This window comes from Sphaerisporangium album, from assembly GCF_003323745.1.
Taxonomy (GTDB): Bacteria; Actinomycetota; Actinomycetes; order Streptosporangiales; family Streptosporangiaceae; genus Sphaerisporangium; species Sphaerisporangium album.
Genome location: NZ_QOIL01000026.1, coordinates 119,590 through 146,523, shown reverse-complemented (window position 1 = coordinate 146,523; position 26,934 = coordinate 119,590). Strand labels below are relative to the sequence as shown.

The following is a 26,934-nucleotide window of genomic DNA, read 5'->3' as shown; positions in this document are numbered from 1 at the left end:
GGGCTTCCATCTCGTATGCCTTCAAGCTATCAAGCCGCTTGACCGCCAGCAAATCGCGCCGTTACCAGCACTTGACCTGCGACCCAGCAACCCACTAGCATTCAGGCCGCCCCGTCTCCAGGGCAACTCCACTAACTTACCCTGTCCGAGCTGCCGTGTCAAGCGTTCTGGACGGCACCTCGAACCGAGGTAGGTCTTCGGGAGTGCAGAGAAGCGTAACACCCCCAGGATCCGATGGATTCCCGGAGCCTCCGATCTTGTCGACCGGAGTCGTGCGTCGCCCTGCGAGACAGAACTCTAGCACCGGCACGCGTGTGCCATGAACAACTTCGGCAAGCTTGCGGTTATTCCCGGGTCACCCCTGTCCAAACCTTCGACATCCGGGGGTTCCCCCCCAGACGCCGAAGAGCCCGCGGTGGGCCGGCACCGCGGGCTCTCGACGCACGTCAGCTCGCCGGCAGGGCCGCCAGCTGGGCTTCGAGCCGGGCGATGTCCGCGTCGGCCTGGGCGGCCCGCGAGCGGACCTTGGCCACGACGTCGTCGGGCGCCTTCGACATGAACTGCTCGTTGCCCAGCTTGCCGGCCGCCTGCGCGGCCTCCTTGCGGGCCGCCGTCAGGTCCTTCTCCAGGCGCCTGCGCTCGGCCGCGACGTCGATGGCTCCGGCCGTGTCGAGCTCCACGACGGCGTCGCCCACGGCGAGCCTCGCCGTGGGCGTGAAGGACGCCGTGGGGTCGTCCAGGCGCAGCAGCGACCGGATGGCCACCTCGTGCGCGGCGAGGGCCGTGTCGCCGAACCCGAGCCGCGCAGCCACGCGCTGCCCCGGTTTGAGCCCCTGGTCGGAGCGGAAGCGCCGTACCTCGGTGACGAGCTCCTGCAAGGCGGCGATCTCCTCCTCGGCGGCCTGGTCGGCGTACGCGAGCGCCGCCGCGGGCCACGGGGCCGTCATGACGGACGGGCCGCCGGTGAGCGCCCGCCACAGCTCTTCGGTGACGAAGGGCACGATGGGGTGCAGGAGGCGAAGCAGGGCGTCGAAGACGTGGCCCAGCACCAGGCGGGTGCGGTCGGCCACCTCGCCGCCGGCGCTGATCTGGATCTTGGCCAGCTCGACGTACCAGTCGCAGACCTCGTCCCAGGCGAAGTGGTACAGCTGGTCGGAGATCTTCGCGAACTCGTAGTCGTCGTACGCGGCGTTCACGGCGGCGACGACCGTCTGCAGGCGGGACAGGACCCAGCGGTCGGCGACGGTCAGGTCGGCCGGGGCGGGCGGCTCGGCCGACGTGGTGGCGCCGTTCATCAACGCGAACCGCGTCGCGTTCCAGATCTTGTTGCAGAAGTTGCGCGCCCCGGCGACCCAGTCTTCGCTGATCGCGACGTCCGAGCCCGGGCTCGCGCCCCTCAGCAGCGTGAACCGGGTCGCGTCCGCGCCGTACCGGTTGATCCAGTCCAGGGGGTCCACGACGTTGCCCGACGACTTCGACATCTTCTTGCCGAACTGGTCGCGCACGATGCCGTGCAGGGCGACGGTCTGGAACGGCGGCGTGCCGTCCATCGCGTACAGCCCGAACATCATCATGCGGGCGACCCAGAAGAACAGGATGTCGTACCCCGTCACCAGGACGGTCGTGGGGTAGAAACGCTCCAGCTCGCGGGTGCGGTCGGGCCACCCGAGGGTGGAGAAGGGCCACAAGCCCGAGGAGAACCACGTGTCCAGCACATCGGAGTCCTGGACGTAGCCGGGCGGGGGCTGCTCGTCGGGGCCGACGCAGACGACCTCGCCCCCGGGGCCGTACCAGACGGGGATGCGGTGCCCCCACCAGAGCTGGCGCGAGATGCACCAGTCGTGCATGTCGTCGACCCAGTCGAAGTAGCGTTTGGCGAGCTCCGGCGGGTGGATGCGGGTGCGGCCGTCGCGGACGGCGTCGCCGGCGGCCTTGGCCAGCGGCTGGACGTTGACGAACCACTGCAGGGACAGCCGCGGCTCGACGACGGTCTTGCAGCGGGAGCAGTGGCCCACCGCGTGGACGTACGGACGCTTCTCGGCGACGACGCGCCCCTCGGCCCGCAGCGCGGCGACCACGGCGGGCCTGGCCTCGAAGCGGTCGAGCCCCTGGAACGGGCCGTGGGCGGTGATGACGCCGCGCTCGTCCATGACGGTGAGCGACGGCAGCCCGTGGCGCCGGCCGATCTCGAAGTCGTTCGGGTCGTGCGCCGGGGTGACCTTGACGGCGCCGGTGCCGAACGCGGGGTCGACGTGCTCGTCGGCCACGACGGGGATCAGCCGCCCGGTGAAAGGCACCTCGACGGTCGTGCCGACCAGGTGGGCGTAGCGCTCGTCGTCGGGGTGCACGGCCACGGCCGTGTCTCCGAGCATGGTCTCGGCGCGGGTGGTGGCGACCACGATGGACGCGTCGCCGTCGCCGTAGCGGATGGAGACGAGCTCGCCGTCGTCGTCGGAGTGGTCGACCTCGATGTCGGACAGGGCGGTCAGGCACCGGGGGCACCAGTTGATGATGCGCTCGGCGCGGTAGATCAGGCCGTCGTCGAAGAGGCGCTTGAAGATGGTCTGGACGGCGCGGGAGAGCCCCTCGTCCATGGTGAACCGCTCACGTGACCAGTCGACGCCGTCGCCGAGCTTGGTCATCTGGCCGAGGATGCGGCCGCCGGACTCCTCCTTCCACTGCCAGACCCGCTCGACGAAGGCCTCGCGGCCGAGGTCGTGCCTCGAGAGGCCCTGCTTGGCCAGCTCGCGCTCGACGACGTTCTGCGTGGCGATGCCGGCGTGGTCCATGCCCGGGAGCCAGAGGGTCTCGAAACCACGCATACGGGCGCGCCGCGTCAGCGCGTCCTGGATCGAGTGGTCGAGGGCGTGGCCGATGTGGAGGACGCCGGTGACGTTGGGCGGCGGCAGGACGATGGAGTACGTCTCGCGGTCGCTGCCTACGTCCGCCGTGAAGTAGCCCTCGGATACCCAGCGCTCGTAGCTCCGGGTCTCGACGTCGGCGGGTGCGTATTGGGTTGGCAGCTCAGGCGTTGTCACAGTCACCAATTGTAGGGAGGCTGCCACCTTGCCCGTGTCGTCTCCTCGCCCGCCCGTAATCGGATATACGGGCATGCGGTACAAAAAACCACATTCGGCGAGCCTATAAGCGGGACGGACTACGTTACGTAATCTGCCGGGCACCGGAGTGACACGCCCCGGTCAGAAAGGCGGACCGCCCGCTCGGACAAGGGGCATGTGAGGCGTCATGCCGGGTGAGCGGTCGCCCCTCCGCTCACACGATCATGAGGCCGAGCTCGATGCGAAGAACCGCCGGTCAGGCGGACTTCTCCCTGGGGGTGCGCTGCTGCTTGGCGTTGAGCTGGTCGCGTGGCACCAGGGTCGGGTTGACGTGTTCCAGCACCGACTCGCGGGTGATGACGACGCGCGCGACGTCCTGGCGGGAGGGCACTTCGTACATCACCGACAGGAGGACTTCCTCCATGATGGCGCGCAGGCCACGGGCACCGGTGCCGCGCAGGATCGCCTGGTCGGCGATGGCCTCCAGGGCGTCGTCGGTGAACTCCAGCTCGACATTGTCCAGCTCGAACAGCCGGCGGTACTGCTTGACCAGCGCGTTCCTCGGCTCGGTGAGGATCTGGATCAGCGCGTCGCGGTCGAGGTTGTGCACGCTGGTGATGATCGGCAGACGGCCGACGAACTCGGGGATCATGCCGAACTTCAGCAGGTCCTCCGGCATGACGTCGGAGAAGATGTCCGACGCGTCGATCTCGTCCTTGGAGTGGATGATGGCGTTGAAGCCGATCCCCTTCTTGCCGATGCGCGACTCGATGATCTTTTCGAGGCCCGCGAAGGCGCCACCGCAGATGAACAGCACGTTGGTGGTGTCGATCTGGATGAACTCCTGGTGCGGATGCTTGCGGCCGCCCTGGGGCGGGACCGAGGCGGTCGTGCCCTCCAGGATCTTCAGCAGGGCCTGCTGTACGCCCTCGCCCGAGACGTCGCGGGTGATCGAGGGGTTCTCGCTCTTACGGGCTATCTTGTCGACCTCGTCGATGTAGATGATGCCCGTCTCGGCCTTCTTGACGTCGTAGTCGGCCGCCTGGATGAGCTTGAGAAGAATGTTCTCGACGTCCTCGCCGACGTAGCCGGCCTCGGTGAGCGCCGTGGCGTCCGCGATGGCGAACGGCACGTTCAGCATCTTCGCGAGGGTCTGCGCGAGCAAGGTCTTGCCCGAGCCCGTCGGGCCGAGCAACAGGATGTTGGACTTCCCCACCTCCAGACCGTCGTCCCGGCCGCGCTCGCCGGACTGCACCCGCTTGTAGTGGTTGTACACCGCGACCGAGAGGGCCTTCTTCGCCTTGTCCTGGCCTATGACGTAGGCGTCCAGGAACTCGAAGATCTCTCTCGGCTTGGGGAGACTGTCCCACTTGAGCTCGGAGGACTCGGAGAGCTCCTCCTCGATGATCTCGTTGCAGAGATCGATGCACTCATCGCAGATGTAGACGCCTGGTCCGGCGATGAGCTTCTTGACTTGCTTCTGGCTCTTCCCGCAGAACGAGCACTTCAGCAGGTCTCCGCCGTCGCCGATGCGTGCCACCCCAGATACTCCTTTGCGTGGGACCGCCTGCTCCGCGATCCGAATCTTGCGGACTCGGTCCGAAAAGTCATCCCGCTCAGGTTTCGACGTTACCGTCTTCTGGGCCCTCCGTGCGCCCCCTAGCGGTGAGTCGCACCGGAACGTGCCCAATTGGGCACCGTTCCGGTGCGATCCGCGACCTCAGGAAGCAACCGCTTGAGCGCGCTTCTTCCGTGAGGGGATGATGTCGTCGATGAGGCCGTACTGCTTGGCCTCGTCGGCGTTGAGAATCTTGTCGCGCTCGATGTCACGACGCACCTCTTCCGGCGACTTGCCGGAATGCCGGGCGACGAGCTCCTCCAGGAGCGAGCGCATGCGCAGGATCTCGCGGGCCTGGATCTCGATGTCGCTACCCTGGCCGCCGCCCTCCGTGGAGGGCTGGTGGATCAGCATGCGGGCGTTCGGAAGCGCGAACCGCTTGCCCGGGGTGCCGCCGGCGAGGAGCACGGCCGCGGCCGAGGCCGCCTGGCCGAGGCAGACCGTCTGGATCTCCGGGCGGACGAACTGCATCGTGTCGTAGATCGCCGTCATGGCGGTGAACGAGCCGCCCGGCGAGTTGATGTAGATGCTGATGTCGCGGTCGGGGTCGAGTGACTCCAGCGTCAGGAGCTGGGCCATCACGTCGTTCGCCGACGCGTCGTCGATCTGCACTCCGAGGAAGATGATGCGGTCCTCGAAGAGCTTGTTGTAAGGGTTCATCTCCTTGACGCCGTACGTGGTGCGTTCGACGAACGAAGGGATGATGTAACGGCCGTTGATGTCTCCCGGCCGGATCAGATCACTCACGAATTGTCCCTTCAGGAGACGGCGCCTTCGGAGGGCACCTGCCGCGCACTGCGCACGACGTGGTCGATGAAGCCGTAGTCCTTGGCTTCCTCGGCGGTGAACCAGCGGTCCCGGTCGGAGTCCTTCTCGATCTGGTCGAGGGGCTGGCCGGTGTGGTGGGCGATGCGCTCGGCCAAGGTCTTCTTGACGTACAGCATCTGCTCTGCCTGGATCGCGATGTCCGCGGCGGTGCCGCCGATGCCGCCGGAGGGCTGGTGCATCATGATGCGGGCGTGCGGCAGCGCGTACCGCTTGCCCTGTGCCCCGGCGCACAGCAGGAACTGGCCCATCGAGGCGGCGAGCCCCATGGCGACCGTGCAGACATCGTTCGGCACATACTCCATCATGTCGTAAATCGCCATGCCGGCAGTCACCGAACCGCCAGGAGAGTTGATGTAGAGCCAGATGTCCCGATCGGCGTCGTCCGCGGCCAGGAGCAGGAGCTCGGCGCAGATGCGGTTGGCGACCTCGTCATCCACCTGGGTGCCGAGCACCACGATGCGCTCACGCAGCAGACGGTTGTACAGCTGGTCCTCAAGCCGGAATGAGCCGTTCTCACGGCCACGCGACTGCGGCCCGAAGCTGGTGGGCTGGTATGAGGTCGGCGGGCTGGTCACAGCGTCACCTTCCGATGCGTCGTAATCGATGGGCTTTGCTTGTGACCTTAACGCGCGGCAACGACCGGTCAGGCCGCGTCTCAACACTGTTCGCTGTCGGCGCAGGTGCCATGAGGTCAGTGCGAATCGGACGCGCGCCGGCGTTCTTCCAGATCGAGCTCGTGGATGAGATGGCGCTGCGTCGCCGCGCTGATCTTACCCTTGGCGTAGAGGTCGTCCAGTTCATCCCGCTGGGCATGGGCGAGTTGCTTGCGCAGCCACCGGCTGCCGGACTCGCCGCGCGCCCCCTGACCGTCGCCGTCCTCGTCGTCGAGCACGGCCCGGGCACGATCGAGGCGAAGCTCGTACAACTGCCGGAACACCTCCGCCGTGCGCTCGTCGACCTCCTCCTTGGACGCGAGCTCCTCCAGGCGCGCCAGGGCGGCCTCCGTGGTGGCCTGGCGCGCCCTCGCCTCCTCGACGACGGTCTTCCTGGACTCCCCGAGCCCGAGGCGCCTCAGCAGGGGGGCCAGCGTGGTGGCCTGGCCGAGCAGCGTGGCGAGGACCACCACAGCCGCCATGAAGATCAGCAGCGGCCGGTGCGGCGCGCTGAGCGGGATCGACAGCGCGACGGCGAGCGTGATCGCCCCCCGCATGCCGGCCCATCCCATCACCAGCCGCGCCCGCTTGCCGACGCGGTCGAACGACAGATGTCTCCCGGGCAGCCAGCGGGCCAGGGGAAAGGCCAGCATGGTCCACACCAGCCGGAGCAGGACGACGACCAGCAGGACGATCAGGGCCGTGGAGACCAGGGTCGCGACCGAATACCTGGAGACCCCGTTGATCACCTGGCGGATCTCCAGGCCGAGCAGGACGAACAGGCTGGACTCCAGCAGCAGGACCAGGACCTCCCAGAAGGCGTTGCCGGTGAGCCTGGAGGCGGGCTGGAGCAGCCCGTGGGCGCGTGTACCCAGGTAGAAGCCGGTGGTGATGGTGGCGAGGACTCCGGAGAAACCGAAGTGGTCGGCCGGGAGGTAGGCGGCGAACGGCGTGATCAGGGACAGCACGATCTGCGTACCGCCGTCGGTGATCCGCCGCCGCAGCCTGCCCACCGCCCAGCCCAGCGCCAGGCCGTACAGGACGCCGCCCGCGACCACGCGGACCATCAGCAGCACGCCGCCGGTGAGCGTGACGGGCTCGGACAGCGCGGTCAGGGCCAGCCCGAACAGGGTGAGCGCCACAGCGTCGTTGACGAGGCTCTCCCCTTCGAGGATCGTGACGAGGCGGCGCGGGGTGCCGAGCCGCCGCATGATGGACGTCGCCGACACCGGGTCGGTGGGGGCCACGGCGGCGCCGAGCGCGAGGGCCACCGGCCAGCCGACCTGCGGGACTGCGAGGCGTATGGCGGCCATGACCGCGAGAGCGGTCGCGCAGGTGAGGCCGAAGGCCATCACCGAGATGGGGACCGCGTCCTCCCGGGTCTCGCGCGGCGCGGTCAGGAAGGCGGCGCGGTAGACCAGCAACGGCAGGTAAAGGTTCAGGATGAAGTCGGGCGGCACCACGGCCTTGGACATCGTGGGCACGAAGCTCGCCGCGACACCGAGCAGGACGAGCGGGATCGCGGCCGGCACCCCCGTTCCGCGTGCCACCGCCCGCCCGACCAGCATCATCACGGCGATCACCACCGCGACGATGAGGTAAGCCTCGATCACCGGCACCCCCGGCAGCCCGCCTTCACAGTCGTGAGTTGCCCGGGATGTCGCAATAATCACCCCAAATAACACTCAAGGGTGGTCATGCCTACGCGAAATTGGCTTGAGACGTCGATGCCCTCACCGTGACGGATCACGATGAGGGCATCGACGATGAGACCACGCGGACGCGGCGGGCGCGTCAGGCGAGAGGCGCCTCGGTCACTCGGCGGCCTCGGCGGCGGCCGGAGCGCCTTCCTGCTCGGCGTTCAGCTCGGCGTAGATGGCCTTGAGGTCGACCTCGTTGCCGGCCTCGTCGGTCACCTTGGCGGCGTCGCCGATGACCGTCTTGGCCTTGTCACGGACGATCTCGACCATGGCCAGCGTGAGCTGGTCGTTGTCGGCGAGGTGCTGGGCGAGGGTGTTCGGGGCGACGCCGAGCTGCGCGGCGCGGCGCACCACGAAGTTGGTCAGCTCCTGCTCGCTGACCCCGAGGTCCTCCTGCTTGACGATCTTGTCGAGCACGAAGCCGGTCTTGATCGCCTTGCGGGAGTTCTCTTCGAACTCGGCGAACCGCTCTTCCTCGGTGGTCTGGTAGAGCCGGAAGAAGGCCTCGCGGCTCAGGCCGCTCTCGCCGATCTGGTGCTCCAGGTTGTGCTTGCGGGCGTCCAGCTCGGCGTTCAGCGCGCTGTCGGGCAGCGGGATGTCGATCTTGTCGAGCAGGGCCGTCAGGGCGTTCTCACGCGCCTGCACGACCTGGTCGACGAGCTTGTTGCGGCGGGCCTGCTCGCGGATGCTGCCGCGCAGCTCCTCCAGCGTGTCGAACTCGCTGGCGAGGCCGGCGAACTCGTCGTCCAGCTCGGGGAGGACCTTCTCCTTGACGTTCTTGACCTTGATGGTGACGTCGGCTTCCTCGCCGGCGTTCTCACCGCCCACGAGCGTGGTGGTGAAGGTCTTCTCGTCGCCCGCGGCCATGCCGACCAAGGCGTCGTCGAGGCCCTGCAGCACCGAGCCCGCGCCGACCTCATAGGAGACGTCCGCGGCCTGCTGCTCTTCGATGTTCTTGCCGTCGATCGTGGCCGCGAGGTCCATGACGACGTAGTCGCCGTTGGCGGCGGGGCGCTCGACGCCGGTCAGCGTGGCGAAACGCTGGCGCAGGGCCTCGATCTGGGCCTCGACGTCCTCGTCGGAGACCTCGGAGGAGGGGACGGTGACCTCGAGCCCTTCGTAGGCCGGGACGTCGAAGGCCGGGCGCACGTCGACCTCGGCGGTGAACTCGACCTCCTCGCCGTCGTCGATGCGGGTGACCTCGATCTCGGGCTGGCTGACCGGGAAGACGTCGCTCTCGTCCACGGCCTTGCCGTACAGCTTCGGCAGGGCGTCGTTGAGCGTCTCCTCCAGGACCACCGCGCGGCCGAAGCGCTGCTCGATGATGCGGGCGGGAACCTTGCCGGGGCGGAAGCCGGGCACGCGCACCTGCTGCGCGACCTTCTTGTACGCCGCCTGCATGCTCGTCTCGAGCTCCTCGAACGGCACCTCGACGGTGAGCTTGACCCGGGTGGGGCTGAGCTCCTCGACAGCGGTCTTCACGGGGTGGTCTCCTTGATCAAGCTTCTGGTGATCGCGGGCGCGTCGTGCCGTACGGCCACCGCGACACGATCGCGTGCCGCGCCCACTTGGGCGGCTCAGTGCACGGGCCAACGGGCACAACCCGTCCGGGCGTGCGCAACTGTGGCGGGTGTCCAGCGCCGCATGCCAGTCTAGGGCAGATGGGCACCTCCGGCGTCATCGACAGGCGTCAGATTATGTCAGAGATGATCTTCTGCAGGATGTCGACGGTCGCCTCGGGAGTGGTGCTGACCGCGCACAGCCGTTCCATGACCTCGCTGTAACGGTCCACTTCCTCGCGTTTGTCCAGGTAGAGGGCACTGGCGAGCTGCTCGACGTACACGATGTCGGGCAGTTCGTGGTCGTTGAAGCGCAGGACGCTGAAGGCGCCGCCCTCCGCGCTGTGCCCGCCGAAGCTGAACGGCATCACTTGAATCGTGATGTTCGGCTGGCGCATGAGCTCAAGCAGGTGTTCCAACTGGCCCCGCATGACGTCGGCCCCGCCGATCGGCCGCCGCAGCGCCGCCTCGTCGATCACCGCCCAGAAGATCGGGCCGTCGCCGCGGTCGAGGACGCGCTGGCGCTCCATGCGCAGGTCGACGCGGCGGGAGATCTCGGCGGCCCCGATGCCGGCGGCCCCGGCCGTGATCACGGCGCGGGCGTACTCCTTGGTCTGGAGCAGGCCCGGGACGAACTGGACCTCGTAGGTGCGGATGCGCGCGGCGGCTTCCTCCAGGCCGACGTAGGCCTGGAACCAGGAAGGGAGGAGGTCGTTGAAGCGGTGCCACCAGCCGGGTTCGTTGGCCCGCTCGAGGAGGTCCATGACGGCCGAGCGGGCGTCCCCCTCCGCCACACCGTAATAGGTGAGCAGATCGGCGACGTCGCGCTCCTTGAAGCCGACCCGTCCGAGCTCCATCCTGCTGATCTTGGACTCGGAGCCGCGGATCACATGGCCCGCGTCCTCGCGAGTGATGCCCTTCTCTTCCCGGAGCCGGCGGAGCTGTGTCCCCAAGAGGATGCGGAGGGCCGTCGGACCGGAACCAGGCTGGAACTGAGTCATTTCGGCCTCCTTCTCTTCTCGGGCTCTACTCGTGCCAGCCAACACAGTGTCACCACTTCCGGCCCGCGTGACAAGGTCTTGTCCCCCTGCCCCTTTCCTGTGAGGGGGGCACGGTCGCTCACGGAGCGCGTCCATCTGAGCTCATGCGTATGCACGGCGCAACTGCACGTGCATTTGGGTCTTGCACGAGCCGCAATACTGACCCATGATGGCCTAGTGCATATTGGGCTAAAGGTGCACTAACCCGTATAAGAGACGACACGCTGCGGAGACTCACAATGACGGCGGGAGGTATCAGCGGGATGCTGGAACCGGTATCCGCGGCCCACTGTCTCGCTCCGGCCCGTAACGGGGATTTCCAGAAGCTAATGCGCTCGGCTCTACGCCGTGACACCACCACCTGCCCGCTGCGCCCGCAGGCCGATTCCGTGAAAACGGCCCGCGACGTCACCCGGACGACCCTCGACAGGTGGGGGCTGGCCAAACTGTGCGACGACGCCGCGCTCGTGGTGTCGGAGCTGGTCACCAACGCCGTGCGCTACGGCGGCCACGCGCCGCGCCGCCCGCAGGACCACCCGATCACGCTGATCCTGCTGCGCCTCGCGCCGCACGTGCTGCTGGCCGTGTCGGATCCGAGCGACGAGATCCCCACGCCCAAGGAGCCGGACTTCATCTCCGAGCACGGGCGCGGCCTCCACATCGTCCAGACCTACAGCACCTGCTGGGGCTGGGACGCGCTGGACGAGGGCGGCAAGGCCGTGTGGGCGCTGTTCGGCGCCGAGCGCTGACGCTCCCTATAGATAGGGCGTAGAAACGGCGTGGACCACGATGGTCGGTGCCGAAATGCCGGGACCCGCGCATTAACGACCTGTATCCAGGCCCCGCGCCGGGCGAAACGGCGATCTCACCTTTTGTATAGGGCCACGACGGGCCGGACGACCGTGCCGCCACACGGGCGGCGGCGGCCGCGTTCAGCTCGTGTCGGGGTGACCGGATTTGAACCGATGATCTCCTGCACCCAAAGCAGGCGCGCTACCAAGCTGCGCTACACCCCGGAGCGCCGGGCCGCTCGCGCACTCGGAATCTCCGGTACGCTTACGTCCTGACGACCGGATGAAGTCTAGACCAGACAGAGACCGGCTCGCGCGGACGTAGCTCAATGGTAGAGCCCCAGTCTTCCAAACTGGCTACGCGGGTTCGATTCCCGTCGTCCGCTCTCACCACGAAGGCCCAGGTAGAGGACGTGATCCCCAACCCGGGCCTTGCTGCTCTCACGAACTATTTTTGGGGTCGTGCCCGTTGCATGCCCGTTCCCTGTTCTGCGCGGCCCGACTGGCGAACGTGCCCGTTCCTTGCTGTCGGGGTCCGTCGCGTCTCGGGCTCGCCATCCCGCGCAACCTTGAGCGCCTGCCCGAGCGCTTCCGCGATGACCTTGTCCCGATCGCGGGTTGCATGCTGGTAGATCAACGCTGCCCGGGGACTCGCGTGGCCCATCCTCACCATCAACTCTTTAAGGCTTGCGCCTGAAGCCGCCGCGAGAGTGTTGCCGACGTGACGAAGATCATGGAAGTGAAGATCAGGGAGCCCCACATCCGCGCGGACCGCGTTCCAGATCCGGCGGAAGCCCGAGCGCCGCAGCCATGCCCCCTTCGGGCCGACGAACACGCGCCCGTTCTCCCCCACTTCGGCGAACTGGTCCACGTGGTGGCGAAGCTCCGGAATGATCTCTTCGGGGATGGTCACCACCCGACGACCGGCCCGGGACTTGGGAGTGTCCTCCATGAGCCTGCCGCCGTCGAGTTCGGCCAGCTCACTCACAACCCGTACAACCCCCTCGTCTAGATCGAGGTTCGGGCGGCGCAGGCCGGCCAGCTCACCCCAACGAAGACTCGTGAATGTGCCGAGAAGCACGAGCGCCCGATACCGCTCCGGCACCTTGGCCAAGATCTCCAGAACCTTCGCCAGCGGTATCATCCGCCGTTCGGGGGTGTCCGGGGTACCGGCCCCCTTGATCCGGCACGGGTTCTTACGAATCAGTTCGTCCTCGACAGCCGTACTCATGATCGACTTGAAGAGCTGATACGCCTTGGCCACCGTGGACTGTCCCACCGTGCCGAGCCGTTCCTTGCGCCACCGCCGCACGTCGGCGTCCTTGATGTCCCCAAGGTTCACGTTGCCGAAAGTCGGCGCGAGGTGGTTCTTGAGGAGGCTCCGATACAAGCCCTCCGTCCGGACCTTGAGGACCCGGTCATCAATCCACGACGCCGCGTAGACGCCGAAGGGGACCTTCCCAGCCTCTGGGCTCATCCAGTCGCCCCGCTGGATCTCAGCCTCCTTGAGGACGAGCCAGCGCTCAGCGTCCTTCTGGGTGGTGAAGGTATAGGGTGCCGGGCGATCGACGCCGTCAGGCCCCGCGTAGCGCGCCTGGAAGCGCCCTGACGGAAGCGACCGAACCGCCGCTTCTTCTTCTCGGCCATCAGGCGGCCCTACCTCTACGCGTCGTGATCGGCTGGACGACTCCGGCGGCGATGAACGCCTCTAGAGCCGCTTCGGGAATGCGGACATTGCGCCCGATGTGCACGAAGGTGATCCGGCGTTCCTCGATCAGGCGACGAGGAAAGCGCACCGATGTGTTCAGCCGTTCGGCCGCCTGTTCCACGGTGAGCAACCGGCCTTGCGCCGACTCCGGAAGGAGCGATACCGGCTCTTGCCTGCCCTTTCTCGTCACGCCGCCCTCCCCGCTGCCTGAGTTGCCGAGAGTTTTCCGATGGGTTGTCCGTCTGCGCGTGCCTGTGCCTGTTTGAGTGCCGCGCGCCATTGGTGGCGTTTGGCGAGTTCGTCTAGAAGTCGTTTGGCCCGGTGAGGTACGCCGCGATCAGCCGAGGAGACCGGGCGCCAGATGTAGCGGTGTGGGTCGAGGGGGTCGCTGTGGTCGTTGGTTGCCGGAAGACCGAGTTCGGCGAGTTGTTCCAGCACCCAGGCCCGCCGGTCCTGCTTGTGCTCCGACAGCGTCTTGCCGGACCACTTGCGCGAGACCAGGACCCGCCGCCCGGCGTAGCCGAGGTGTTCGGGCTTGTGCGCCTTGCCCCGGCAGCCGCCCGGACGCATCCCGGGTTTCGCGCCCTTGGGCTGGATGCCGTAGCGCAACCAGTTGGGGCAGGTCGGCGCGCACGGCTCGTACCGCAGGACCGACATGAGCCGTTCCACGTGCGCCCGCTGCGCGTCGGTGGTGGGCTCATGGCAGTCGGTGAGTGACTTGGTGAGGTACTTGGTCAGGTAGAACAGCCCGAGGTCCGCCTTGGGGGATCCGGCCATGACGCCCTGGACATCGACCTGTTGGCCCAGGCGCACCACGTGCAGGGGTTCGGCGTCGTCGTCGGCGTCGAGCTGGTCGAGGGCCTGTTCCCAGGTGGGCAGGACCTCGCCGGTTTCGGGGTCGAGGTAGTCGCCGGCCTGCCCGTCGCTGCGGTCGGTGGCGTGCTCGTCGCCGACCCAGACCGGCAGATGGGCACCCTCGTAACGCACCGCATCAGCCGCAGGCCACCACACCTGGTGGTAGGTGGCCGCAGCCACGGCCTTGACCTCTGCACGCGGCATGGTGCCCCGCACGGCCATGTGCAGATGGGGAGCCAGCCGCTTTTGCGGCTCCACGGTGGCGAAGTACTGCACGTCATAGCCCGCGACGCGGCGAAGGTTCTGCACGAACCGATCCACCAGCTTCGGGAAGTGGATCGCATCCCGCGCCGCCCGCACGTAGTCATACGTCGCCGGATCGACCGGAGTGCCGTCCGCGCGAACCTTGCCGTAGCTGTCACAGGTCAGCGTGACGAACAGCGACGGCCGGTAGACGCGCCCGTCCGGGGCGGTGAAGGCGCGTCCAACGGTGCGGTTCTCACGCTGCCGCTTGGGCAGGTCCGGGGCGTCCTGACGGCGACGAGTCGAGCGCGACCGGCGAGGCTTGCCCTCCCCCGGCAGAACGTGTCCCCGAACCCCGGATTCGGCTAGCTCATCCTCCAAGGTCGTGATGACGTCATCCCAGACGGCCAGGTCGGCGCCGTCCTGTTCGGCCAGTTCCCGCAGCGCTTCGACGTCGGCGCGTTCTTCGATGAGCCAGCGCTGACGGTCGGTCGGTTCGGCGGGTTCGGCGACCGGTTCGGCCTCCAGATGCCAGCCCTCCCGGCATTGGGCCTTGCGGAGCTGCACGGCCCGATTGGCGCACGGCTCGCACTTGGCCGCCAGCGTGGCGCCGCAGGGGACGTTGACGTACTCGACCTTGCCCGTGGTGGTGTCGGTGCGCTTGAGCACCACCGGCCGCAGGCAGACGCCGTTGACCTTGCATGCCTCCTCGATCACGTCCAGGGCCAGCGGCATTGCCGCGCGCACGGCCCGGGGAAGGGAACGGTCGTCCGGATGGGTCACCGGGCCTCACCGCCATCCTCACAGGGCAGCGTGATGGCCGTCTGTCCGCACTCGCGGCACTCGACCAGGCCCCGCACCGGGTCCAGCCACAGCACATCCAGGCAGCCGCACACCGAGCAGCGAAGGCCCTCCAGGCATTCGGCCAGCGCAGTCATGCCGCCTCACCCGCCCCGGCGTACTCGGCGACCATGGCGCGAATGTCGGCATCGGAGACGTAGGCCGCGCGGACGCGGACCGGTTCGGGTGAGGTTTCCAGCCGCACGTACCCGACGCCGGCCCCGGTGGTGGGGTTGGTGGAGATCTGGTCGGCCAGGGCGCCACGGTCGCGTGCTCCGTCGCCGAGGACGAGATCCACTTGGGAGGGTTCGTCCAGCCGTAGCGCGATCTTGTCAGGGAACAGGTTGCGTATGGACAAGATCTCTTTACGCGGGTCCTGTAACGCGGCCAGGACCCCGACGCCGACCGCGCGCCCTTGCGTGGTGAGTGTCGCCAGCGCGGCGACGATGCGTTCGCGGCATTTGCGGTCGGTCTGGTAGGCGGTCAGGAACGCCACCTCATCCACGACGATCAGAATGAACGGGTCATCGACGGTGGCGACATGGTTGCGCTGGACTCCGGCGAACCGTCCCGCGCGCTCTTGCATGACCTTGACCGCCGCTTCGAGCAGGTCGGCGCAGGCACCGGGGTCAGCGGCGTATCGGTCCCCGAACAGGGCCCGCCCGTAGGACAGCTCCATGAGCTTGGGATCAAGCGCCCAGATCTCGACCAGCCCGGCGCGCTGTGCGGGAAGTAAGCCGCGGATTGCCGACCACAGCCACGACCCCTTGCCCGCGCCGGTCGCGCCCGCGACCAGGACGTGAGTGCCATGCAGCTTGAGCCGGTAGGGCGAGCCGTCATCACGCAGTCCCACCGGGACCGCCGACACCTGCACATCCCCCGAGATGGGCAGCGCGGGAATCGGCGAGGCGAGCATGTCGCGCCGGGGGAAGACCAGGGTCACACGGCCGGGCTTGGCCGAGGCGATCCGGCACTCGTGGCCGGCGAACCCGTGCGCGAGGTTGTCGGCCCGGTCCTGCCAGTCCGCCGCAGACTGCCCCGACAGCATGCGCACCGCCACCACGTCAGCGGTCGGCGTACAGGTGACCTTGAGCAGCCGGGGCAGGTACTCGCGTCCGCTGATGTGCTTGCCCAGCCCCGAGACGACCATGACCGGTTGCCAGTGCCGCCGGTAAATCCACATCCACCGCCACCATGCCCGAAGCCGCAGCCCGACCCAGGCCGAGAACGAGACCGGTTCGGCCAGCCGCCACCCGGCCAGCGCCGAGACGGTCGCGACGACGGCCACCAGGGCGACGCGCCAGCCGTACACCGCCCACAGCGTGAACGGGACGACCAGGACCAGGCAGGCGAGCGGGTGACGCCACACCATCCGGACCAGGCCCACGACCGCCCGGAACACGATCGCGGCAATGGTGAAGATGGCCGGGGTGTTGACCACCGTGGGGCGGAACACCAGCGAGTCAGGAACGGTGGAGACGATGTCCCGGGTGTAGTCCCCGGGGAGTTTACGCAGCATAAACTGAACGCCTCTTCTCGTGATGTGAGAGTCGATGGGGAGAGGAATCCCGGGGGCCGCCGGAAGTTGGCGCTTCCAGCGGCCCCGCCTGCAACAGCTCAGGCAGCCTTGCCGGGCGTCGCCGGGTCGGTGGCCTGCCGGGAGTCGCGCCGGATCTGGCCCTTGTGCAGCCGTTCGACCTCTTCGGCGAAGGTGCGCGCCTGTTCGGCCAGCTCACGGGCGAAGGTCACCGAAGCCTCGTCCACCCGGTTGGCGTGCAAGGTGACCTTCATGACCGCGTTACCGGCCGCCACCTCGAAGACCGGCGTACGGTGCGGGTAGACGAAGCAGGCCGACCGGCCGCGCCCGTCCACGTGCAGGGTCGTGGTCTGCCAGGACCCGTTGACCGGCCTGCCCATCAGGCCGCATCCCTTCCGGCGTCCTTACCGGCCGCAGCGGTGCGCGCCGAGGTGGCACCGGCCGACGCCCGGGGAGGGCGCATGTCGCGCGCCCGGACCGAGTAGGCGATCCGCTGCCCGTTCTGCCACGGCGTGACGGTCAAGCCGTCGAACTCCACCGGGATGAACGGCAGCCCCGGCATCGGCGCCGGCGGGACCGGCTGAACCGGCGAGGTGACCTTGACCTTGAGCGTCTTGTCACGCGCCTCGGGGTCACAGTCCAGCACCGTGACCTGCCAGACGAACTCCCCGGTGTCCTTGTCACGCGCCCACACCGGCTTACCGGGCGTCGACGCCTCGAAGTCCTTGACCTGTTCGACCTCGCCGACCATGTAGCAGCCGAGCGGGAACATCTCCCCGAACTCGACGCGGAACGCTCGCGGGATTGCCATTTTGTTCTCCTGTCGTTTTGTCGCTAACTCGTACTGTCGAGTTGACTCTACCTCTCACAACGGTCACTCGACAATACGAGTTTCCGAGGAGAGGTGTGAGCTATGTCACGTCACAGTGAGTAGGCGTCTTCCAGCTCATGCATCGTGCCCGGAAGGGCCACGTCGATGACCAAGACCACACGGCCCGAGCCGTCGAACACCCGGGCGACGACGCCGAGCACCGCAGCAGTCTTGGCCAGGCCGAACACGTCGATCTCGTGCGGCAGCGGATGACGGGCGGACAACCGCTCCACCACGTGGTCAAACCGCAGTCCCTTGACCCCTTGCAGGTGTTGGCGGATGCTCACCGTCAACGGCTGCGCGCGGCCCAGGTCGGTCCCTTCCGCCAGCTCAATCGGAGCCCAGGCGGTGACCAGCTCACACGGTTCATCGGCCTCACTCATCAGAACCCGGCGCATCACCACCGGCGCACCCTCCGGCAGGGCGAACATCGCCGCCACGTTCGCCGGCGCAGGACGCGCCCCGGCTTCGAGTACCGCCGCACCCTCACCGATCTCCACACGATCCAGCACCGCACGGCCGGTCCGGGACGACTCCTCGTCAGAGACCGGAGGAGCCGCTTTCACGTACGAGCCCTTGCCGTGTTCGCGGTCGATGATCCCGCGAAGCTGCAACACCTGGAGCGCCCGCACCACGGTCGGACGACTCACCGCGAACTCACGAACCAGCGCCGTCTCAGACGGCAACTGCGAGCCCGGGGGATACGTCCCGTCTGCGATCTTGCGCCGGATGGCCGTTACGATCTGCGCGTACTTCGGCGGCGCGTACTGCTCGTCATCAGATACGGACATGACAATAACCCCACTACTCGACTTGTCGTCAGCATAGACAGGAGCGCCCAGTTTGCATAGCCGGGCGTTCCTGCGTCAGGACCGGGAATCTGATTCCACCGGTGGTGGATGTATGGGAAGCGCGGGTTTTCTGGCGACGGTTGGCGGTAGTTGTTCGATCTTGGTTTCAGCGGCCAGGTAGTCGCCAAGCTCCTTAAGCGTGTCCCCGCACCGCACATTGGACAGTCCCCGAGCTAGCGCACGATCGGATACCCCGTGACGGCGGACCGCGATCCAGCCGCCACCCGAGGAGTCCGAGATCTCCCAGCGCCGACCATACTTGGCGACCAGCTCAGCCAAGGTCGGCGCGTTAGCCCCGCTCACTGCCTTCATCCGTCGTGACATCGGCGAGTTGCTGCACGCTGCGAAGATGCTTGGCCGTCGATTCCGCGTCCTGAGTGTCACCGACACCAACCCCGAAGCCCTGACGGTCGGGCGGGGTGATCACGAAATGGGGGTCTCTCCCCAGCCGTTCGCTGACGGAAATGATCACGAGCAAGCGCGCACCGCGTCGTACCTCCATGTACGGCGGCAGGTAGATGTACGGCCCGAACTTGACCGCCATCTCTACACGTACACGCTCCACGATGAGACAGCGCAGGTCAGACCCGTTCATACTGTCCCGAAGCCCCATCAGGGCAACGCGTTGCGCGTCAGCCCTTCGCGGGCTGATTCCCTCTCGCGATCTCATGACGCCCTGCCAAGTCGCGCTGTAGCCTCCGCCTCACGCATGACCTCACGCAACGCATCAGGGTCAGGCGCATAGACGCAGCCGGGGTGAGCCGTACCGGTGAGAGCGAATGCGTAGAACAGCCGATCGTATTGGCCGTACCAGACGAGCCATCCGGGTTCGAGCTGATCGAGTAGGGCCGCCTGTGCCTTGGCGGACACGTCAAAGGCGCGCCGAGACACCTCCTCCGGGATGGGCCCGCCCTGCCTGTGACGCCCCGACGACCGCCGATGAATACCGCCGCCATCCTTGGCCGGCCTACGCCCGACGTTCACGAGTCCTCACCTTCGGCGGCAGCCGAAGACCGAACGCGCCAGCACGTCGAGCACGCCTCACGGACACGGCCAGGTCTGACCGCCCCGCCGGGCACGGCCAGAAGTCCGCGCCGAGGGCTCACGTACTTCCAACCTCTGCCCTCGCAGGACACACAGTCGTCCACGCGATGCCGCCCCTTTCCAAATCCCCGATGGCTGCTAACCTGTAATGGATTGCCATACCAAGCTTGCAGATCCATACCTGGTATGTCAACGCATACCAACCAACTAATTGGGACGGGAGACGCGTGTGGGACGCAACGTAGACAGCGCGGAACAGTCCAAGAGGCCCGCGTACATCCGCATAGCCAGTGATCTCAGGGAACAGATCAAGTCCGGCACTCTGAGGCCGAACGACCCGGTCCCGAGCGCCGCCACACTGTGCCAGCAGTACGACGTGAGCATGATCACGGCCAAGAGCGCCCTCAACCTGTTGCGGACGGAAGGGCTCGTGTACGCCAAGACGGGCAAGGGAACCTACGTCGCCGAGAACCGGCGCATGACCCGGACGGCCCCTCACCGCTACTTCGAAGGGCGCGAGCGGACATACGTCCAGGAAGCAGAACGCGCCGGACTCAAGCCGGAGGCCCGCCACCAGAGCACCGTCACGCCCGCCACGGATGCCGTCGCACAACGACTGGAGATCACCGCAGGACAGCAGGTGATGACGACGGAATATCGGATCTTCGCGGGCGAACGACCCATGAGCAAGTCCGTGTCATGGGAACCGCTGTCGATCACGGGCGACACCATCATCGAGCACCCGCACCAGGGCGAACACGCGAACAGCGGTCTCAACGCCAGGTTCGCCGCGATCGGATGGACCATCGAGCAGGTAGAAGAGAACCTGATCGTCCGGCCGCCTACTCCGGAGGAGGCGGAAGAACTCGCCATCCCCGAAGGTGTGCATGTCCTCGAAGTGCATCAGACGGTACGCGCCACCCAAGAAGGCACCGACAACCTTGTACCGGTCGAAGCGGCAGTGATCGTCTTCCCGACAGACCGCTACCAGTTCACATACTTGATGGACCGCCCCCGCTGACGCGAGGATTCGCCTATGGCAGATCCGCCCATCGAGTTCGTAGACGAGTTCGGCGAGCCCATACCGCTTCGGCCCGACAGTTGCCCGAACTGCGGCAAGACGTTTCAGCCGCAGACGGCCCGCTCGTGCTGGAACTGCGGTACCCCGCTAGACCCGACCAGCGAACCCGATCCGGCACCAGACAATCCACCGAGTGACACCGACTGAGGCACCGTTCCCCCCGAACGGTGCCTTTGTCGTATCCCGATCACTGCCGAATCCCGCCTTTAGGTATCAAGGCGGCGGCGCCGCGCGCCGCCGCACCACGGCCCGCCGCCCGCCTCGCCGGCTGGGCGTGCGGCCTGGGGGCCGGTCCCGACCGGCGCCGGGACTCTGGGCCGCGCGCCGCACACTGCCCGCGCCGTACCAAAGCGAACGCGCCGCATCTAGCGCCACGCCGCCGCCCGCGGGACCATCCGGCATGGCACCCCTGGCCAACTTCCTTCACCTGGACAACTACTCAAAGCCCGCCTCGGGAACCGCATAACCCGCAATCGACGGCCACCGGACAGTCAGCACGACTGACTCCTCTTCGGCGAACCAGGAGTGATCGACGTCACGCCCCCACACCACGTAATCACCCTGCTTCTCCAGAAGCACACTACGGCCAGGCAGTTCAACCCGAAAGCGACCGCTGATCAATATGAGGAGCGCCGTACGCTTCTCCCCTGTGACCCATTGCGCACGCTGATCACCACGAGGATGTACGTACCACTTGACCTCAACATCCTCACTATGCGTCACGTCACCCGCAGGCTTGAAATGCCCAAGCAGCCAACCACGGTCAGCGACCGAATCGAGATGAGCGTTCCCCACGTAGACGTTCTCTTTCACAGACTCGGACGCTAGCACTGGCCCTACCGACGAAGTGAAAAAACGGCCTCCGGCGGGGGCCTCGGCTCCGGGATGACCACCGGACCAGGGGCGAGGCCCGTAGTTGGCTGAGGTGAAAGCCTGATCGTCCCGCCTGCCATCGACCCAGGACGAGCCGAGCAGACCAGGGCCAGGGGGTCAAGGTCGTTCGTCCAGTGGGGCGCTCCACCTTGACCCCCTGGCCCTGGCCCGCTCCCCTGACGGGTGGGACGACGGCAGACGGGACGATCAGGCAGGGCGAGGCGTGCGCGTTCGCGCAAGATATGGGGCTTGATCGCGTGCCACACACGTGCCAGATCACACGGGAAACGAGGGGGATTCGCAGTCACTCAGGGGCGCGAAACGAAGAAGCCCTCGACCGGCATTTCTGCTGGTCAGGGGCTCTTTTCGCTGGTGGTGGCAGGTCCGGGGTTCGAACCTGGGTAGGCTGAGCCGACGGTTTTACAGATGTCCTTGCCCTTCACTTGCCTCTCCTGAAGTGCGGCTCACCGACCTCGGCCGCCGCCACTCCCGGATTAAGCCGCGGGCCAAGTGCTGGAAGAGCAGCGCCCCCAAAGCGAAGATTACGACGCGCCCCCAGAGTGGGTCGTCACCGGACACTGCCCGTATCATCGCGCCGAGACCCCAGAGAAGTCCCAAGCTCGTTCCCACGAACGCAAGAGCACGCCCGACGGCTGAATTCATGAGCCGAGTGTCGCAGCATCCCCCGGCCTCGTCACCTACGGCCTTGCTTCCTCAGCCCCGGCGAACTGGGGCCTGCCTGTTGCTGATGCTTCTGGTACATCAACCGCTACATCAACCCGGGCTCACACCGGCTCATGCACCCACACGTCAGCGACCGCTTGAAGTCGAGGTCAGGCCATGACGCCGAGGTGGGCGATCATGGTGCCTACTCCTGAAAGCGGAAGGTCGAGGCACCGTGCCCGTTGCGTGCCCGATGTGGCGGTGATCAAGGGGGAATCGCGGGGAGTCATGGGCAGGCCCGTACGGGCTTTGGCCAGCGGCGCGGCAGGCCAGGCGATCGTGAACCGAAATCTTCCAAACTGGCTACGCGGGTTCGATTCCCGTCGTCCGCTCTCACTACGAAGGCCCAGGTAGAGGACGTACTCCTCGGCCCGGGCCTTACTTCTTTCCCGGCCCGCTTCTGGTCCCATGGTGCGCGCCTTCAAGGAGCGCCACCTCGCGGTGGTGGAGGCGATCCTGGCCTCGTCCGCCGGCGAGCTCGACCTGCTCGGCGACGTGATCTCCCCGCGCGACGCCGCGACCATCCTGGTCGACGCCCTCGCCGGGATCACCCACGAGAAGGAGACGCCGGCCGTCCCTGCGCACCCGCCTGTGGCAGCTCGTGGACCTGACGGTCCGGGGCCTTTCCAGCACTCCGCGCCGAATGGCGGGCCATAGGTACCGCGCACTCCGTCGGGTTTCGACTTTTCGGACATCCTTAAATAGGGCTGGCGTTCGACGGATATCGGCCGGGGCAGAGGATGGCCATGGATGCGGAAACGGAAGAGTTCGACGTCATCGTCCTGGGCCTCGGACCGGGTGGCGAGGAGGTCGCGGAGAGCCTCGCCGAGGCCGGGCTCGCCGTCGCCGGAGTGGAAGCCGCCCTCGTGGGAGGCGAGTGCCCCTACTGGGGATGCGTCCCGTCCAAAATGATGATCCGGGCGGCCGATCTGCTCGCCGAGGCCCGGAGGATCCCGGGCATGTCGGGCGAGGCGTCCGTCGTCCCCGACTGGGCGCCCGTGGCCCGCCGGATCCGGGAGGAGGCGACCGACGACTGGGACGACAAGGTCGCCGCCGAGCGGTTCACCGGCAAGGGCGGCACCCTCGTGCGCGGCCGCGGAAAGCTCACCGGCCCTCGAGAGGTCCTCGTGGACGGCGCCCGCGTGCTGCGCGCCCGCCGGGGCGTGGTCGTCGCGATCGGCTCGCAGGCGGCCATACCGCCGATCCCCGGGCTGCACGGCACCCCGTACTGGACCAACCACGAGGCGATCGAGGCCGACCGGGTGCCCGAGTCGCTGATCGTCCTCGGCGGCGGCGCGGTGGGGGCCGAACTGGCCCAGGTGTACGCCCGCTTCGGCGCACGGGTCACCGTCATCGAGGCCGCCGCGAGCCTGCTGCCCCAGGAGGAACCGGAGGCGGGCGAGCTGATCGCCAAGGTCTTCGCCGACGAGGGCGTCACCGTCCGCACGGGCACCACGGCCACCCGCGTGGACCACCACGGGTCGGCGTTCACGGTCATGACCGAGGGCGGCAGCCACCGCGCCGAGCGGCTGCTGGTCGCCACGGGACGCCGATCCGACCTCGCGGCGCTCGGGGTGGGCGCGGCCGGGCTGGACGAGTCGGCGCGGGCGATCGACGTGGACGACCACATGCGGGCCGGCGACGGCCTATGGGCGGTCGGCGACGTGACCGGCAAGGGCAACTTCACCCACATGGCGACGTACCAGGCGAAGATCGCACTGGCCGACATCCTCGGCAAGCCGGGCCCCACGGCGGCCTACCACGCCGTGCCGCGTGTCACCTTCACCGACCCGGAGGTGGGCGCGGTCGGGCTGACCGAGCGGCAGGCCCGGGAGAAGGGCCTGGACGTGCGCGCCGCCGTCGCGCCGCTGTCCGCCCGCGGCTGGATCGCGCGGTCCGACGGCTTCGTGAAGCTCGTCGCGGACGGCAACGTCCTGGCCGGCGCGACGAGCGCGGGGCCGTCCGGCGGGGAGGTGCTCGGCCTGCTGACGCTCGCGGTGCACGCGCGGATCCCGATCGAGCGGCTCAGGAGCATGATCTACGCGTACCCGACGTTCCACCGGGCGATCGAGGAGGCCCTCGCCGGGCTCGGGTGAGTGGCGGGTTCAGGACCTCGGGCCGCGCTTCTCGCGCTGGTGTGACACGGCGTGGCCGGCGGCCCCTGACGGGATCTTGCGCGGCGGGTTAACGTCGGGGCGAGGACGCGGGAGGGGCATGATGACGATGGACATCCGCGAGGCGTACCGCCGGGCTCTCGACCAATTCGGCATGTACGTGCACCAGGTCAGGGCCGACCAGTGGCGGTTACCCACGGCGTGCGCGGACTGGGACGTCCGCACCCTGGTCGAGCATCTGGTGGGCGAGAGCCTGTGGGCGCCGGAGCTGCTGGCGGGCAGGTCGGTCGGGGAGGTCGGCGACCGGCTGGACGGGGACCTGCTCGGGGACGACCCGGTGAAGGCGTTCGACGTCGCCGCCGCTGCCGCGGTGCGCGCCATGGAGCCCGACGACGTGCTCGCGCGCACGGTCCACCTGTCCTTCGGGGACGTGCCGGGTGAGGAGTACATCAGCGAGCTGTTCGCGGACACGCTGATCCACACGTGGGACCTCGCGACGGCGATCGGCGGCGACGGCCACCTCGACCCGGAGCTGGTGGAGGTGTGCACGGTGTGGTTCGCCGGAGCGGAGGACTCCTACCGGCAGGCGGGGGTGATAGGAGATCGCCCGCCCTTACCGGACCACGCCGACGCGCAGACGCGCCTGCTGGTGGCCTGGGGCCGGGGCGGGCGTCCAGAGGACGAAGGAGCCCCGGAGGGCCCTGAGCAGGCCCCACAGGGGCCCTGAGCGCGGCTTCGGGCCCCTGGGAGGGTCAGCGCGAGGTCGGCCGCTTGCCGTGGTTGGCCTTCTTCTTCTTGCGGGCCCGGCTCTTGCGCGCACGTCTGGCCATCTCGGCGTCCCTTCGTGTTCGATTCGTGTTCTCAACCTGTTCCCGTTGACAGAGCCGCGCAAGGCCCAAACCTCAAAGACACCGCAGGCGCGGGCCGGGCGCCCCTCAGGTCGTCACACCGGCCGGTCCGTCGAAGTGAGCGTTCCGCCATCACATTCCAACATTGGACCGGTAGTAATATGTGATAATTTGGGGAAATCTGTTGAAGAGGAGCGACGATGCTGGCCCAGCAACGGCAGCAGGCGATCCTCGAGCGCGTACGCAGGAACGGCGCGGCGCGGGTCGCCGATCTGGTGCGCGAGCTCGGGGTGTCCGACATGACCATCCGCCGCGACCTGGAGGTCCTGGCGGAACGAGGACTGATCGAGAAGGTCCACGGCGGCGCCACCGCCACGGGATCGGGCTCGACCGAGGAGCCCGGGTTCGCCGCGAAGTCCGTGCGCCAGCAGGCCGAGAAGGAGGCCATCGCACGCAGGGCCGCCGAGCTCGTGCGGCCCGGCACGGCCGTCGCGCTGTCGGCGGGCACGACGATCTGGACGCTCGCCCACCACCTGGTCGACGTCCCCGAGCTGACCGTCATCACCAACTCCCTGCAGGTGGCCGACGTCTTCCATCGGGCGGGCCGTCCCGACCAGACCGTGGTGCTCACCGGGGGGGTGCGCACGCCGTCGGACGCACTGGTCGGCCCGGTCGCGGTGGCCGCGATCCGCGAGCTGAACGTCGACACCCTGATGCTGGGCGTGCACGGCATGAACGTCAGGGCGGGCTTCACGACGCCCAACCTGCTGGAGGCGGAGACGAACAGGGCGCTGGTCGCCGCCGCCCAGCAGCTCGTCGTGCTGGCCGACCACACCAAGTGGGGCACCGTCGGCATCAGCACGATCGCCAAGCTGGACGAGGCCCATGTGCTGATCAGCGACACGGGCCTGCCCGAGGAGGCCAGGCCCCTGCTGGCCGACCAGGTGGGCACGCTGGTGCTGGCGGAGCCGGGCGAGACGGCGCAGGTGGCGGCACAGGTGGCGGCACAGTGAAGCGCACCGTCACCCGCCTGGCCGACGGACGCGAGCTGATCTACTTCGACCGGCGCGACGACGCCGACCGCGGCGCGCCCGACACGCGCGAGCTGCCCGCGCGGCCCCCGGCCTCCGAGCTGCGCCACGACCCGATCATGGACGAGTGGATCGCCGTCGCCGGGCACCGCCAGGACCGTACGTTCCTGCCGCCGGCGGACCAGTGCCCGCTGTGCCCCTCGGCGCCGGGCAGGCAGACCGAGATCCCCTCCCCCGAGTACGACGTGGCGGTGTTCGAGAACCGCTTCCCGTCCTTCAGCCAGCGGGAGGGCGCCTACGATGAGCCCGGCGGGCTGAGCGAGGTGCGGCCGGGCATGGGACGGTGCGAGGTGGTGTGCTTCACCTCCGAGCACGACTCCTCGTTCGCCGCGCTCTCCCCCGAGCAGGTCGACCTCGTCCTGACAGCCTGGGCCGACCGCACGGCGGAGCTGTCCACCCTTGCGGGCGTGGAGCAGGTGTTCTGCTTCGAGAACCGCGGCGCGGAGATCGGCATCACGCTGTCCCATCCGCACGGGCAGATCTACGCGTACCCGTACGTGACCCCGCGGACGCGGCAGATGCTCGCCTCCGCCGCGCGCTACCGCGAGCGCACGGGGGGCGACCTGTTCGCCGACGTGCTGGCCGCCGAGCGCAAGGCCGAGACCCGCGTGGTGGCGGCGAACGAGCACTGGACGGCGTTCGTCCCCGCGGCGGCGCGCTGGCCGTTCGAGGTGCACGTGTACCTGAACCGGCGGGTTCCCGACCTGGGGTCGCTGGACGCGGAGGAGCGCGCGGCATTCGGCCCGCTGTACACCGGGGTGCTTCGGCGGCTGGACGGCCTGTTCGGCGTGCCCATGCCCTACGTCGCGGCCTGGCACCAGGCGCCGGTGCGCGAGGGGCGCGACCTCGCCTACCTGCATCTGCAGCTCTTCAGCATCCGCAGGGCGCCGCAGAAGCTGAAGTACCTGGCGGGGTCGGAGTCGGCCATGGGCGCGTTCGTGAACGACGTGCTGCCCGAGGAGGCGGCCCGGCAACTTCGGACACAGGACAACTTTTAGGACATTTCG

The 26,934-nt window shown here is 68.0% G+C and carries 25 protein-coding genes, 2 tRNA genes and 1 pseudogene; 8 read left to right on the top strand and 20 right to left on the bottom strand.

Features of this window, described 5'->3' with window-relative positions; genetic code table 11:
- Positions 1–446: 446 nt before the first annotated feature.
- From DQ384_RS34590 to DQ384_RS34560, 7 genes are all read right to left on the bottom strand, one after another.
- Positions 447–3,047 (bottom strand): valine--tRNA ligase, encoded by a 2,601-nt coding sequence (locus DQ384_RS34590; RefSeq protein ID WP_245966987.1) that lies wholly within the window; start codon positions 3,045–3,047, stop codon positions 447–449.
- A 268-nt stretch (positions 3,048–3,315) separates the two neighbouring features.
- Positions 3,316–4,599 (bottom strand): ATP-dependent Clp protease ATP-binding subunit ClpX, encoded by a 1,284-nt coding sequence (gene clpX / locus DQ384_RS34585; RefSeq protein ID WP_114033080.1) that lies wholly within the window; start codon positions 4,597–4,599, stop codon positions 3,316–3,318.
- Between the two features lie 180 nt (positions 4,600–4,779).
- Entirely contained in the window at positions 4,780–5,424 is a 645-nt protein-coding gene (locus DQ384_RS34580; protein ID WP_114033079.1) for an ATP-dependent Clp protease proteolytic subunit, read from the bottom strand.
- Positions 5,425–5,435: 11 nt separating this feature from the next.
- Positions 5,436–6,080, bottom strand: a complete 645-nt coding sequence (locus DQ384_RS34575; RefSeq protein ID WP_114033078.1) for a ClpP family protease — start codon at positions 6,078–6,080, stop codon at positions 5,436–5,438.
- A 116-nt stretch (positions 6,081–6,196) separates the two neighbouring features.
- A complete protein-coding gene (locus DQ384_RS34570) occupies positions 6,197–7,771 on the bottom strand; it encodes a Na+/H+ antiporter (RefSeq protein WP_147268990.1) in 1,575 nt (524 codons plus the stop codon).
- 201 nt (positions 7,772–7,972) lie between these two features.
- Positions 7,973–9,340, bottom strand: a complete 1,368-nt coding sequence (gene tig / locus DQ384_RS34565) for a trigger factor (RefSeq protein WP_114033076.1) — start codon at positions 9,338–9,340, stop codon at positions 7,973–7,975.
- A 208-nt stretch (positions 9,341–9,548) separates the two neighbouring features.
- Positions 9,549–10,418 (bottom strand): helix-turn-helix domain-containing protein, encoded by an 870-nt coding sequence (locus DQ384_RS34560; RefSeq protein ID WP_114033075.1) that lies wholly within the window; start codon positions 10,416–10,418, stop codon positions 9,549–9,551.
- A 368-nt stretch (positions 10,419–10,786) separates the two neighbouring features.
- Here DQ384_RS34560 and DQ384_RS34555 point away from each other — a divergent pair, with 368 nt between their 5' ends.
- Positions 10,787–11,206, top strand: coding sequence for an ATP-binding protein (locus DQ384_RS34555; RefSeq protein WP_342769483.1), 420 nt, complete (start codon positions 10,787–10,789; stop codon positions 11,204–11,206).
- 193 nt (positions 11,207–11,399) lie between these two features.
- Here DQ384_RS34555 and DQ384_RS34550 read toward each other — a convergent pair.
- Positions 11,400–11,473 (bottom strand) — tRNA-Pro (locus DQ384_RS34550).
- 90 nt (positions 11,474–11,563) lie between these two features.
- Here DQ384_RS34550 and DQ384_RS34545 point away from each other — a divergent pair.
- Positions 11,564–11,634: transfer RNA gene (locus DQ384_RS34545), tRNA-Gly, on the top strand.
- Between the two features lie 62 nt (positions 11,635–11,696).
- Here the strand turns inward: DQ384_RS34545 and DQ384_RS34540 are convergent.
- The 10 genes and pseudogenes from DQ384_RS34540 to DQ384_RS34505 form a co-directional block, all read right to left on the bottom strand.
- Entirely contained in the window at positions 11,697–12,725 is a 1,029-nt protein-coding gene (locus tag DQ384_RS34540) for a tyrosine-type recombinase/integrase (RefSeq protein WP_245966985.1), read from the bottom strand.
- A 21-nt stretch (positions 12,726–12,746) separates the two neighbouring features.
- Positions 12,747–12,863 (bottom strand): annotated as a pseudogene (locus DQ384_RS44375) (site-specific integrase); the annotation flags it as partial.
- Positions 12,864–12,894: 31 nt separating this feature from the next.
- A complete protein-coding gene (locus DQ384_RS34535; protein WP_245966984.1) occupies positions 12,895–13,146 on the bottom strand; it encodes an excisionase family DNA-binding protein in 252 nt (83 codons plus the stop codon).
- Positions 13,143–14,837 (bottom strand): replication initiator, encoded by a 1,695-nt coding sequence (locus tag DQ384_RS34530; protein WP_114033072.1) that lies wholly within the window; start codon positions 14,835–14,837, stop codon positions 13,143–13,145. The genes DQ384_RS34535 and DQ384_RS34530 overlap by 4 nt, the downstream gene beginning before the upstream one ends.
- Positions 14,834–14,992, bottom strand: coding sequence for a hypothetical protein (locus DQ384_RS41735; protein WP_181871571.1), 159 nt, complete (start codon positions 14,990–14,992; stop codon positions 14,834–14,836). The genes DQ384_RS34530 and DQ384_RS41735 overlap by 4 nt, the downstream gene beginning before the upstream one ends.
- The gene (locus DQ384_RS34525) at positions 14,989–16,413 is read right to left on the bottom strand and encodes an FtsK/SpoIIIE domain-containing protein (protein ID WP_114033071.1); all 1,425 of its coding nucleotides are present in this window, start codon (positions 16,411–16,413) and stop codon (positions 14,989–14,991) included. Before DQ384_RS34525 ends, DQ384_RS41735 begins: the two co-directional genes overlap by 4 nt.
- Before the next feature lie 98 nt (positions 16,414–16,511).
- Positions 16,512–16,811, bottom strand: a complete 300-nt coding sequence (locus DQ384_RS34520) for a hypothetical protein (protein WP_114033070.1) — start codon at positions 16,809–16,811, stop codon at positions 16,512–16,514.
- Positions 16,811–17,242, bottom strand: coding sequence for a plasmid replication, integration and excision activator (locus tag DQ384_RS34515; RefSeq protein WP_114033069.1), 432 nt, complete (start codon positions 17,240–17,242; stop codon positions 16,811–16,813). Before DQ384_RS34515 ends, DQ384_RS34520 begins: the two co-directional genes overlap by 1 nt.
- 110 nt (positions 17,243–17,352) lie before the next feature.
- Positions 17,353–18,093 (bottom strand): GntR family transcriptional regulator, encoded by a 741-nt coding sequence (locus DQ384_RS34510; protein WP_114033068.1) that lies wholly within the window; start codon positions 18,091–18,093, stop codon positions 17,353–17,355.
- Between the two features lie 349 nt (positions 18,094–18,442).
- Complete coding sequence (locus DQ384_RS34505) at positions 18,443–18,697, bottom strand: hypothetical protein (RefSeq protein ID WP_147268989.1); 255 nt, start codon at positions 18,695–18,697, stop codon at positions 18,443–18,445.
- A 729-nt stretch (positions 18,698–19,426) separates the two neighbouring features.
- Between DQ384_RS34505 and DQ384_RS34500 the strand changes: the two genes are divergently transcribed.
- Complete coding sequence (locus DQ384_RS34500) at positions 19,427–20,218, top strand: GntR family transcriptional regulator (RefSeq protein WP_181871570.1); 792 nt, start codon at positions 19,427–19,429, stop codon at positions 20,216–20,218.
- A 495-nt stretch (positions 20,219–20,713) separates the two neighbouring features.
- On the opposite strand, the gene DQ384_RS34495 is transcribed toward DQ384_RS34500, so the two are convergent.
- Positions 20,714–21,091: a cupin domain-containing protein gene (locus DQ384_RS34495; RefSeq protein ID WP_114033098.1), complete on the bottom strand. Its 378-nt coding sequence runs from the start codon at positions 21,089–21,091 to the stop codon at positions 20,714–20,716.
- Positions 21,092–22,282: 1,191 nt separating this feature from the next.
- Here DQ384_RS34495 and DQ384_RS34490 point away from each other — a divergent pair.
- The 3 genes from DQ384_RS34490 (at position 22,283) to DQ384_RS34480 (ending at position 24,715) form a co-directional block, all read left to right on the top strand.
- Positions 22,283–22,531, top strand: a complete 249-nt coding sequence (locus tag DQ384_RS34490; protein WP_114033065.1) for a hypothetical protein — start codon at positions 22,283–22,285, stop codon at positions 22,529–22,531.
- An 89-nt stretch (positions 22,532–22,620) separates the two neighbouring features.
- Positions 22,621–23,970, top strand: coding sequence for a dihydrolipoyl dehydrogenase family protein (locus DQ384_RS34485; protein ID WP_114033064.1), 1,350 nt, complete (start codon positions 22,621–22,623; stop codon positions 23,968–23,970).
- Positions 23,971–24,088: 118 nt separating this feature from the next.
- On the top strand, positions 24,089–24,715 hold the full coding sequence (locus tag DQ384_RS34480) for a TIGR03086 family metal-binding protein (protein ID WP_245966983.1): 627 nt from the start codon (positions 24,089–24,091) through the stop codon (positions 24,713–24,715).
- Positions 24,716–24,740: 25 nt separating this feature from the next.
- Here the strand turns inward: DQ384_RS34480 and DQ384_RS44325 are convergent, their stop codons facing one another.
- Positions 24,741–24,818 carry a 50S ribosomal protein bL37 gene (locus DQ384_RS44325; RefSeq protein ID WP_372455638.1) on the bottom strand — a complete coding sequence of 26 codons (78 nt, stop codon included), beginning with the start codon at positions 24,816–24,818 and terminating at the stop codon, positions 24,741–24,743.
- Positions 24,819–25,036: 218 nt separating this feature from the next.
- Between DQ384_RS44325 and DQ384_RS34475 the strand changes: the two genes are divergently transcribed.
- Both DQ384_RS34475 and galT read left to right on the top strand, forming a co-directional pair.
- Positions 25,037–25,849 (top strand): DeoR/GlpR family DNA-binding transcription regulator, encoded by an 813-nt coding sequence (locus DQ384_RS34475; RefSeq protein WP_114033063.1) that lies wholly within the window; start codon positions 25,037–25,039, stop codon positions 25,847–25,849.
- Positions 25,846–26,925 (top strand): galactose-1-phosphate uridylyltransferase, encoded by a 1,080-nt coding sequence (gene galT, locus DQ384_RS34470; protein ID WP_114033062.1) that lies wholly within the window; start codon positions 25,846–25,848, stop codon positions 26,923–26,925. The genes DQ384_RS34475 and galT overlap by 4 nt, the downstream gene beginning before the upstream one ends.
- The last annotated feature ends 9 nt before the right edge of the window (positions 26,926–26,934 follow it).

What these genes read in the sequence shown, in the direction of transcription:
- DQ384_RS34540 (WP_245966985.1), bottom strand. Translation starts at nt 12,725, where the DNA reads ATGAGCCCAGAGGCTGGGAAGGTCCCCTTCGGCGTCTACGCGGCGTCG.
- DQ384_RS34485 (WP_114033064.1), top strand. Translation starts at nt 22,621, where the DNA reads ATGGATGCGGAAACGGAAGAGTTCGACGTCATCGTCCTGGGCCTCGGA.
- DQ384_RS34555 (WP_342769483.1), top strand. Translation starts at nt 10,787, where the DNA reads ATGCGCTCGGCTCTACGCCGTGACACCACCACCTGCCCGCTGCGCCCG.
- DQ384_RS34520 (WP_114033070.1), bottom strand. Translation starts at nt 16,811, where the DNA reads ATGGGCAGGCCGGTCAACGGGTCCTGGCAGACCACGACCCTGCACGTG.
- DQ384_RS34475 (WP_114033063.1), top strand. Translation starts at nt 25,037, where the DNA reads ATGCTGGCCCAGCAACGGCAGCAGGCGATCCTCGAGCGCGTACGCAGG.
- DQ384_RS34515 (WP_114033069.1), bottom strand. Translation starts at nt 17,242, where the DNA reads ATGGCAATCCCGCGAGCGTTCCGCGTCGAGTTCGGGGAGATGTTCCCG.
- DQ384_RS34490 (WP_114033065.1), top strand. Translation starts at nt 22,283, where the DNA reads ATGGTGCGCGCCTTCAAGGAGCGCCACCTCGCGGTGGTGGAGGCGATC.
- DQ384_RS34480 (WP_245966983.1), top strand. Translation starts at nt 24,089, where the DNA reads ATGATGACGATGGACATCCGCGAGGCGTACCGCCGGGCTCTCGACCAA.
- DQ384_RS34525 (WP_114033071.1), bottom strand. Translation starts at nt 16,413, where the DNA reads ATGCTGCGTAAACTCCCCGGGGACTACACCCGGGACATCGTCTCCACC.
- DQ384_RS34510 (WP_114033068.1), bottom strand. Translation starts at nt 18,093, where the DNA reads ATGTCCGTATCTGATGACGAGCAGTACGCGCCGCCGAAGTACGCGCAG.
- DQ384_RS34560 (WP_114033075.1), bottom strand. Translation starts at nt 10,418, where the DNA reads ATGACTCAGTTCCAGCCTGGTTCCGGTCCGACGGCCCTCCGCATCCTC.
- DQ384_RS44325 (WP_372455638.1), bottom strand. Translation starts at nt 24,818, where the DNA reads ATGGCCAGACGTGCGCGCAAGAGCCGGGCCCGCAAGAAGAAGAAGGCC.
- DQ384_RS41735 (WP_181871571.1), bottom strand. Translation starts at nt 14,992, where the DNA reads ATGACTGCGCTGGCCGAATGCCTGGAGGGCCTTCGCTGCTCGGTGTGC.
- DQ384_RS34505 (WP_147268989.1), bottom strand. Translation starts at nt 18,697, where the DNA reads ATGGCGGTCAAGTTCGGGCCGTACATCTACCTGCCGCCGTACATGGAG.